The following is a 220-nucleotide window of genomic DNA, read 5'->3' on the forward strand; positions in this document are numbered from 1 at the left end:
TTTAAGTCGAAGTATAAACCTAAAGCAATAAAGGGTAATGCGGTATTAATCATGCAAGGTACGGGGAAAATTCAATCACACTACGTTGGTACTTTTACAATACAACGATGTTTGCGAGGCGAACAGTTCACCCAGATTAAGATACAAAAAGATACAAAAAAAGAGGAGGAATTTAATTATGTGGGCAAAAAAATTATTGGAAAATCCAATTTTTAACTAT

The 220-nt window shown here is 32.7% G+C and carries 1 protein-coding gene; it reads left to right on the plus strand.

What is annotated here, in order from left to right; all coding sequences use genetic code 11:
• A partial coding sequence (locus FC90_RS09530; protein WP_235804327.1) for a hypothetical protein occupies positions 1-216 on the plus strand: 216 nt, incomplete at its 5' end.
• Positions 217-220: the final 4 nt, after the last annotated feature.

The organism is Latilactobacillus graminis DSM 20719 (assembly GCF_001436415.1).
GTDB lineage: Bacteria > Bacillota > Bacilli > Lactobacillales > Lactobacillaceae > Latilactobacillus > Latilactobacillus graminis.